Origin of the sequence: Streptomyces thermoalcalitolerans (assembly GCF_039525155.1) — a bacterium.
GTDB classification, from domain to species: Bacteria; Actinomycetota; Actinomycetes; order Streptomycetales; family Streptomycetaceae; genus Streptomyces; species Streptomyces thermovulgaris.
Map to the genome: position 1 here is coordinate 63,334 of NZ_BAAAHG010000035.1, position 7,873 is coordinate 71,206.

Below are 7,873 nucleotides of genomic sequence, written 5' to 3' on the forward strand. Positions count from 1 at the left end.
AGCACTGGTACCGAGGCAGGGTTCGCGGGCCTCGGACCGCGGCAGGGAGGCCTCCGGACCCGCCTCGCGTTCCCGTCGACGGCCGTCCCGTCGCCGGACGACGACCGCGGCGTCGGTGACCTGCTCTTCTCAGGGGCGAGAGCCCTCCTTCGACTCCCTCTTCGACTCCCTCTTCGACTCCCTCTTCGACTCCCTTCCGGCTCCCGTCACCGGCCGAGCCGGTGTTCCGCGCGGAAGTAGACTGTGGGAGTGGCGATGATGCGCCCGGTGTACCCGTTCGACGATGCCGTCACGGCACGGGCCGTCGTCGATGATCGCGGTGTCCTCGTCGAGTGGAACGAGGGCGCACGCCGGCTGCTGGGCTGGGCGCCCGGAGAGGTCCTGGGCAGCCCGGCGGTACACCTGCTGGCCGGCGACCCGCGGCCGGACTTTCCCCGGGAACGGCGCTGGGACGGCACGCTCACTCTGCGGCACCGGGACGGACGCGCCGTGACCGTCTGGGTACTGGCCAACCGCCGCTCCCCGGAGGAGGGCGGGGGCCTGTTCCTGGTCACCCCCCTGGAGAGCGACGAGCCTCAGGACCCGGACGATCCGCTGTCCTGGATCGATCTCATGCAGTCCCCCTGCGCCACGGCCGTCTACGACGAGCGACTGCGCCTGTACGGGATGAACGCCGCCATGGCGGAGGTGTTCGGCGGGATACCCGCCGAACGGCTGCGGGGTCTGCGCCACTCCGAGATCGGCGGCCACCGGCAGAGCGAGGACTTCGAGCGGCACATGCACCGGGTCCTGACCACCGGCCGGGAGGACGACGTACGGACGTACGTGCCGATAGGCGTCGACGGCCGGGCGCACACCTGGCTGGCCCGTATGTCCCCGGTCACCGACCCGCAGGGGCGGGTGCGCGGGGTGTGCGTCGCCGTGCACGACTTCACCGAGCAGTACCGGGCGCGCGAGCGGCTGCAGCTGGTGAACGAGGCGAGTGCGCGCATCGGCACCACGCTGGACGTCACCCGGACGGCACAGGAGCTCACCGATGTCTGCGTCCCGGCCCTCGCCGACTTCGTCAGCGTCGATCTGCTGGACACGGCCGCACACGACGGCATGCCGTCCACCGGCCCGCTGCCCATGCCGGTCGCCCTGTGCCGGGCCGCCCACACCTCCGTCACTCCGGGCACGCCGGAGGCCGTCATCGCGGTCGGGGGGACCGAGATCTACCCGGCCACCTCCCCGCAGGGCGCCTCCCTGGTGACACAGCACTCGGTGGTGCTCTCCGAGGAGGCCGGCGACCTGGACAAGTGGCTGTCCTGGGATCCGGTGCGCAGCCTGCGCGTCCGGGAGCTGGGCATTCACTCCGCGATGTCCGTGCCGATCCGGGCCCGGGGGGTGACCCTCGGCGTCGCCGTGTTCGCCCGGTTCGAGCAGCCCGGCCCGTTCACGCCCGACGACGTGCTGCTCGCCGAGGAGGTCACGGCCCACGCCGCCGTCTGCATCGACAACGCCCAGCGCTACTCCCGTGAGCGGGAGACCGCTCTCGCCCTGCAGCGCAGCCTGCTGCCGCGCACCCTGCCGCGCACCGCCGCGGTGGAGGCGGCCTCCCGCTATCTGCCGGCGGTCCGGGGCGGGATGGGCGGTGACTGGTTCGATGTGATCCCGCTGTCCGGGATGCGGGTCGCCCTGGTCGTCGGGGACGTCTTCCGGCGCGGCGTGCAGGCCTCGGCCATCATGGGCAGCCTGCGCACCGCCGTGCGCACCCTCGCCGACATCGACCTCGCCCCGGAGGAACTGCTCACCCACCTCGACGACGTGGTGGCCCGGATGACCGCCGGGGCCGAGGACGACTCCGGCGAGATCAGCGCCAGCTGTCTGTACGCGGTGTACGACCCGGTCTCCCGCCGCTGCACGCTCGCCCGCGCCGGACATCCGTCACCGGTCCTGGTCCCGCCGGACGGCCCGCCGCGCCGGGTGGAACTGCCATGGGGTCCGCCGCTGGGCGTGGGCGGACTGCCGTTCGAGAGCGTCGAACTCGTTCTGCCGGAGGACAGTGTGCTGTCCTTCTTCACCGACGGGCTGCTCGAGGGCGGCGAACGGGACGTCGACATCGGCCACCGGCTGCTGTGCGAGGCGCTGGCGGCCGGGTCCGGCTCCCTGGAGGAGACCTGCGACCGCATCCTGCGCATGCTGCTCCCGGCGGACGGCGCCTACGACGACGCGGCCCTGCTGCTGGCCCGCACCAAGGGCCTGCCGCCCTCCCAGGTGGCCACCTGGGACGTCCCGACCGATCCGTCGCTGGTCGCCCCGGTCCGCAGACAGGTCGTCGAGCAGCTCGGCGTCTGGGGACTCGACGAGGCGGCGTTCACCACCGAACTGGTGGTCAGCGAGCTGGTCACCAACGCGCTGCGGTACGGCACCCCGCCGATCCGGCTGCGGCTGATCCACAGCGGGACGCATCTGATCTGCGAGGTGTACGACACCACCCACGCCGCTCCGCATCTGCGCCGTGCCAAGACCTGGGACGAGGGCGGCCGCGGTCTGCTGCTGGTCGCCCAGCTCACCCGGCGGTGGGGCAGCAGGCAGACCGCCGAGGGCAAGACGATCTGGGCGGAGCTGAGCCTGCGCGACGAGGAGTGAGGTGCGTGCGGCACACGCCGGTCCCCCACGACCCGGTCCGGCGGCGGCCGGCCCCGGGCCGTGGCCGCGCACCCGCGCACCCGCGCATCCGCGCATCCGGCAGCGCGGCGACGGTGGTGCGTCCGAACGCGTAGATCGCTCCCCGCGGCTCATCCGCCCTCGTACGGGTGAACTCCGCGCGGCTCCCGGCGGGAAGGAGTTCGGGGAGGAAGGTGCGGCCGGCCGCGGACCTCTCGCCCGGTTCGCGCCTCGGCCGCGCAGGACGGCGCACAAGGCGCCGGACGCACGCGGCCACCGTGTGCGACGAAGCCCCAGGAGCGTGGAACATGACGCACACGTCCCCGTCCGCCCACCGGGCCGCTGCCCTGCCGGCATGCGCGGTCGCCGTCCTGGTCCTGCTGACCGGCTGTGGCGACGGCGGCGGTACGAGCGCCGCTCCGCAGCGGATGTCGAACACCGTCGCGCCCTCGAGCAGCGCGACCGGCCCCTCCGACCGCGGCACGGACGGCACCCGCGCCACCGCCACGAGCACCCGCTGCCGCACCTTCGAGCTGAAGGCGTCGGTGGGCCGCCGTGACCCGGGTGCCGGGCAGGTGAACTTCCCGGTCGTGCTGACCAACGTCTCCGACCGCGCCTGCACCGTGCGCGGCTATCCCGGTGCCGCGTTCGTGGACGCCGCGGACAGGCAACTGGGCCCGGACCCCCAACGGTCCCCGGGAACACCCGCCACGGTGACGCTGAGGCCGGGCCACAGCGCCTGGGCGGGTCTGACGTTCTCCAGCCCCGAGGTGAGCGGGGCGAGGACGGCGGTGCCCGCCGCGCTGATCGTCACCCCGCCGGACGAGCACGACCACCTCACGGTGGAGTGGACGGCCGGCCCGGTCCCCGTGGGGGGCAACGCCTCCTCGGTGTTCCTGACGGTTCTCAGCCCCGGTACGGGTCCCTGACCCCGGTACGGCTTCCCCGGGCGGACGCCACCGGCCGGGCCGGGCAACGGCCCGCACCGCACGCGTACGCGTGCGCGGCCCCCGTCCTCCGTCACGTCATCGCCGACGTGGTTCAGCGCCCGCCGTACCCGTAGCCATAGCCGTAGCCGTACTCGTATCCGTGGCCGTAGCCGCCGCCCGGGCGGCGGTGACGCCAGTCGCGGTCCCGTGAGCAGAAGCGGTCGTAGGCGTCACAGCTGCCGGTGGGGCCCGGGGCGGCGCCAGTGGCCGTCGGCCGCGGGGACGTCCGGGGTGCCGAGGCGGCCGGGGCCGGCCGCTTCGCCGAGGCCGACGGTCCGGGGGTGGTCGAGGCCGGTGCCCGGCCCGAGGAGCCGCCGTCCGCGTCCCAGTGGACCACCTCCAGTTGCAGGCCGGGCGTGGAGGTGTCCATCACCCAGCGCTGGGTGTCGTTCTTCGCGCGGATCTTGAGGACGAGGGCGCCCCCGCCGTCGGTGGCGGCCGGGGTCAGGGCCAGGTCCTGGTCGAAGCGCGGTATGAGAACGCCCTGCAGGGTGAAGTCGTAGCGGATGTCCTTCGGGTGGTCCCGCCCGGAGGGATCCGTGCAGGGAGCGAGCCGTACCGAGTAGCCCAGGCGGGAGTCCAGGCACAGCTCGGGCGCGGCACCGCTGCGCAGCAGGCCGTCGGTCTCGTACACCCACTGCTGGTCGGGCGTCGACGCACAGTCCGTCAGCGCGGTCTCCGCACCCTCGACGGCCTTCTTGCCCACGACACCGACGCACAGCCCGGACGCGACGTTGTGCAGCCGTCCGCGCACGGGGGTCCTGCCCGCCGCGTCGGCGCCGATCCGGGACGGCCCGGCGGACGGGGAACTGCTGCCGGGCGTGCCGGAGGGCCGCTCGACGGCTCCGGTGGCGGTCGTCCCGTCCCCGGAGCCGAGCACCACCCACAGCGCGAGCGGCAGGACGACCAGCCCGCTCACCGTGGCCACCGCGATGGCGAGGTTGCGCTGCCGTGCGGCCCGCCGTGCCGCCCTCTGCGCCGCTCGCCGTCCCCCGGCACGCGGCCGGACCCCGGCGTCCGCCGAGGCCCGCTCCGTCCCGGAGGCCGGGCGGCGGGCGCGGTGCCGGACCCCTGCCGGGGAACCCGCGTCGGCCTCCGGCGCCGTGTCCAAGGCAGTGATCGCCGTGGTGGTCGAGGACGGCTCGCCGGCGACGGACGGGTCCGGGGCCGGCATTCCGCCGGGGGACGGCGCACTCGGGACGTCGGCGTCGAACGGCTCGCCCCCGGCCGGCAGGAACGGCTCGCCCCCGGCGAGCCGCGGGGGTGCCGCCCCTTCCGGGGCCGTGGGCGTCAGGCGGGAGTCACGGTAGGCGCGGGCGCCCCACCCGAGGACGCCCTCGGCGAGGGCGGCACCCAAGTCCGCGTTGAACTGGGACAGTTGGTCTGCGGTGTGCCGGCAGTGCGTGCAGCCGTCCAGATGTGCGCGCAGATCGGGGTCGAGGTCGGCGTCGCCGCGCCGGTAGGTCACGTCCAGCAGCCGGAAGTAGAGCAGGCACTCCTGTCGGGGGGCGGCCTCGCGGTGTGCCTGGAGGCACTCCTCGCGCAGCCGTTCACGGGCCCGCTCCGCCTCGATGCGCGCCTCCTCCTCGTCGATACCGAGCAGCCGGGCCGAGGCCGCGAGCGGTTCCGCCTCGACCTCGGTGTGCCACAGCAGGGTGCGGGCCGTCCCGGACAGCCGCTGGAATGCCTGGGAGAGCAGGCGGCGGTCGCCCGGCGGCAGCAGACGCGCGCCGATCCGGCCGCTGTCCGCCGCCCGCAGCTCCGGATGAAGCATCCCCTGCCGGTGGTCCGCGCTCCACTCGGCCGCGATGCGCCGTACGGCGACGAGCAGTTGGGGACGCCAGGCGACCGCCGGCCCCGGCTGCCGCAGAAACCGACCGAACAGGCGGGTGAAGGCCGCGGTGGTGAGCATGCCCGCGGACCGCGGACCGTCGGTGCACAGCCGTGCGTAGGCGAAGACCGCTTCCCAGTGCCGGTCGAGCAGCTCTCCGACGGGCAGCAGAGCGGGCTCGATCCCCCTCCACCTCCTGAGCTCGGCGCCCACCTGTTCGTCCGTGACAGCGAATGGACCGCGTGACATGGGAGAATCGGGCACGCCCGGGTCTTTCACGGCTGCATTCCTCCACACACCGCGGATTTGGTCCATACCACAAAAAAGGAGGCTGTCGGCATATCGAAGATCCCCGCGCAGAGGGAGGGCCTGATGCCCGCTCACCGACAGGCCACACCTTTGCACAGGTCATCGGCGGGCAACAAGGGATCACACGATTTTGCGCGAAGTGCTTTTGAAACCCTCTTATTGACGAATGGTCAAAGACAATTACGGGCCCGTGATTGCTTCCGGCAGACGACCGTGCGGCACGGGAGCGGCCGGGCCGCCGTACCGGTGGCGCATTCTCGGCGCGGGGACCAGAGCCGGCTGGTCGCGACCGTACGAGGAACGCGGTGCCGGCACGTCCGACCACCTGCGCACCCTCACGACGGCGACCGTGCTGCCGCACGCCCTGGACTGCGCGCTGACCGGCCTCCGGCCCGGTCGCCCGGGCACGGTGCACGTCCGCGTGGCACTCGGCGCCGCCTGCTCCACGGTCGTCTCCCGGCTCGGTCACTGGACCCCGAGGAGCCGGGCCCGGCACCGGCAGCACGCGGCCCGGCCCCACGGTGGGCTGTTCCCAGCACGCCGGTTTGTTCCTGATACGCCGGTTCCAGAAGCTGTCGATCAGGTCCAGTGCCCGCTCCCAACCGTACTCCGGCCGGCCGCCGTCCTCGCGTGGCTCACCGGAGAACGGCTCGCCGACACCCGCGGCGATGCCGGCGGCGCGGACGACGACGCAGAGGAAGGGTCTCTGGAGGTTTTCCGGGCCTGTTCGCTCACTGGAGAAGCCTGCTGGACGCCCTTGGCTCCCCGGCCAGGGCCGTCACCGTCTCCCGTGCCGTGGCGAGTGACGCCGCCGCCACGTCCTCCAGTCCGGCCAGACGGGGCTGGAGGTCGACACGGGTGAGTTCGGCGGCGATCAGGTGGAGGTGGTCCGGGGTGACGCCCAGCTGGGTGAAGTAGGCCCTCAGGTACGGCGTCTGGAAGTCGAAGGCGGCCCGTGGGGTGCCGGGGCCGTAACCCCCGCCGCGGGCCATGACGACGATCACCCGGGTGTCGCGCAGCAGGCTCTCCCCCGTGTCCGGATCGGTGAACGCTCCGGGGAAGGTGACCCGGTCGATCCACGCCTTCAGAGCGGCGGGCACCGAGAAGTTGTACATGGGGACGCCGAGCAGCACCGTGTCGGCGGCCAGCAGTTCGGTGATCAGAGGTAGGGTCAGGTCCCACTCCCGCCGCTCGGCGGCGCTCCTGATCAGCGCGGGCACCTGGGCCGGGGGCACGAACCCCTGGCTCTCCACCCGGCGGCCCAGAGTGGCGTAGGCCGCGGTCAGCGGGGGCACCGGGTCGGCGGACAGGTCCCGGTGGCGGTACGGGGCCGTCGCGTGCCGCTCGCGCCAGACGCGTACGAAACGCTCGGTCAGCCGACGGCTCACCGAGTCGGCGGCCGTGTCGGCACTGGAGTCGATGTGCAGCAGCATCGGAAGTCACCTCGATCGGGTCGCGATACGTCAGTGAGGTGACGGAGCACGGCGCGGAAAGGTGACCCATGGACGTGGACGACGAGCTGGCACGGCGGTTCGAGGAGCGGCGCGGACTGCTGCGGGCGGTCGCTTACCGGATGCTGGGCTCGCTCGGTGAGGCGGACGACGCCGTGCAGGAGACGTGGCTGCGGCTCTGCCGCACCGGCGCGGACGGCATCGAGAACCTGTCGGGCTGGCTGACGACGGTCGTCTCCCGGGTCTGTCTGGACATGCTGCGCTCCCGTGCGGCACGCCGGGAGGAGCCGTACGGGGACAAACCGCCGGAGGGCGCCGGCGGGCGTGTGCCCGAGGAGGAGGCGGTGCTCGCCGACTCCGTGGGCCTCGCCCTGCTGGTGGTGCTCGACACGCTGAGTCCTCTGGAGCGGGTCGCGTTCGTGCTGCACGACCTGTTCGCGGTGCCCTTCGACCGGATCGCGCACATCGTGGACCGCTCGCAGCCGGCCGCGAAGAAGCTGGCCAGCCGGGCCCGGCGCAAGGTGCGGGGCGCTCCTGTGTCGTCAGGCGCCGAGCTGGAGCGGCACCGTGCGGTCGTCGAGGCGTTCCTGTCCGCCGCGCGCGGCGGCGACCTCGGCGCACTGCTGGACGTGCTGGCCCCGGAC

5 protein-coding genes are annotated in these 7,873 nt (G+C 73.5%); 3 read left to right on the top strand and 2 right to left on the bottom strand.

All coding sequences use genetic code 11. From position 1 onward, the window contains the following. Nucleotides 1-258 precede the first annotated feature (258 nt). Together ABD224_RS19655 and ABD224_RS19660 are read left to right on the top strand one after the other, a co-directional pair. Complete coding sequence (locus tag ABD224_RS19655) at nucleotides 259-2,631, top strand: SpoIIE family protein phosphatase (protein WP_344051668.1); 2,373 nt, start codon at nucleotides 259-261, stop codon at nucleotides 2,629-2,631. A 326-nt stretch (nucleotides 2,632-2,957) separates the two neighbouring features. Then, nucleotides 2,958-3,578 (top strand): DUF4232 domain-containing protein, encoded by a 621-nt coding sequence (locus ABD224_RS19660; protein WP_344051648.1) that lies wholly within the window; start codon nucleotides 2,958-2,960, stop codon nucleotides 3,576-3,578. Between the two features lie 112 nt (nucleotides 3,579-3,690). Here the strand turns inward: ABD224_RS19660 and ABD224_RS19665 are convergent, their stop codons facing one another. Together ABD224_RS19665 and ABD224_RS19670 are read right to left on the bottom strand one after the other, a co-directional pair. Next, nucleotides 3,691-5,718, bottom strand: a complete 2,028-nt coding sequence (locus tag ABD224_RS19665; RefSeq protein WP_344051650.1) for an RICIN domain-containing protein — start codon at nucleotides 5,716-5,718, stop codon at nucleotides 3,691-3,693. Between the two features lie 791 nt (nucleotides 5,719-6,509). Then, on the bottom strand, nucleotides 6,510-7,211 hold the full coding sequence (locus ABD224_RS19670; RefSeq protein ID WP_344051652.1) for an FMN-dependent NADH-azoreductase: 702 nt from the start codon (nucleotides 7,209-7,211) through the stop codon (nucleotides 6,510-6,512). Between the two features lie 68 nt (nucleotides 7,212-7,279). Between ABD224_RS19670 and ABD224_RS19675 the strand changes: the two genes are divergently transcribed. Then, nucleotides 7,280-7,873 (top strand): sigma-70 family RNA polymerase sigma factor (locus ABD224_RS19675; protein ID WP_344051654.1); only part of this gene is annotated, 594 nt, incomplete at its 3' end.

Bases quoted from the DNA above. Each gene is read 5' to 3' on its own strand.
- ABD224_RS19670 (WP_344051652.1), bottom strand. From the start codon at position 7,211: ATGCTGCTGCACATCGACTCCAGTGCCGACACGGCCGCCGACTCGGTG.
- ABD224_RS19655 (WP_344051668.1), top strand. From the start codon at position 259: ATGCGCCCGGTGTACCCGTTCGACGATGCCGTCACGGCACGGGCCGTC.
- ABD224_RS19665 (WP_344051650.1), bottom strand. From the start codon at position 5,718: ATGTCACGCGGTCCATTCGCTGTCACGGACGAACAGGTGGGCGCCGAG.
- ABD224_RS19660 (WP_344051648.1), top strand. From the start codon at position 2,958: ATGACGCACACGTCCCCGTCCGCCCACCGGGCCGCTGCCCTGCCGGCA.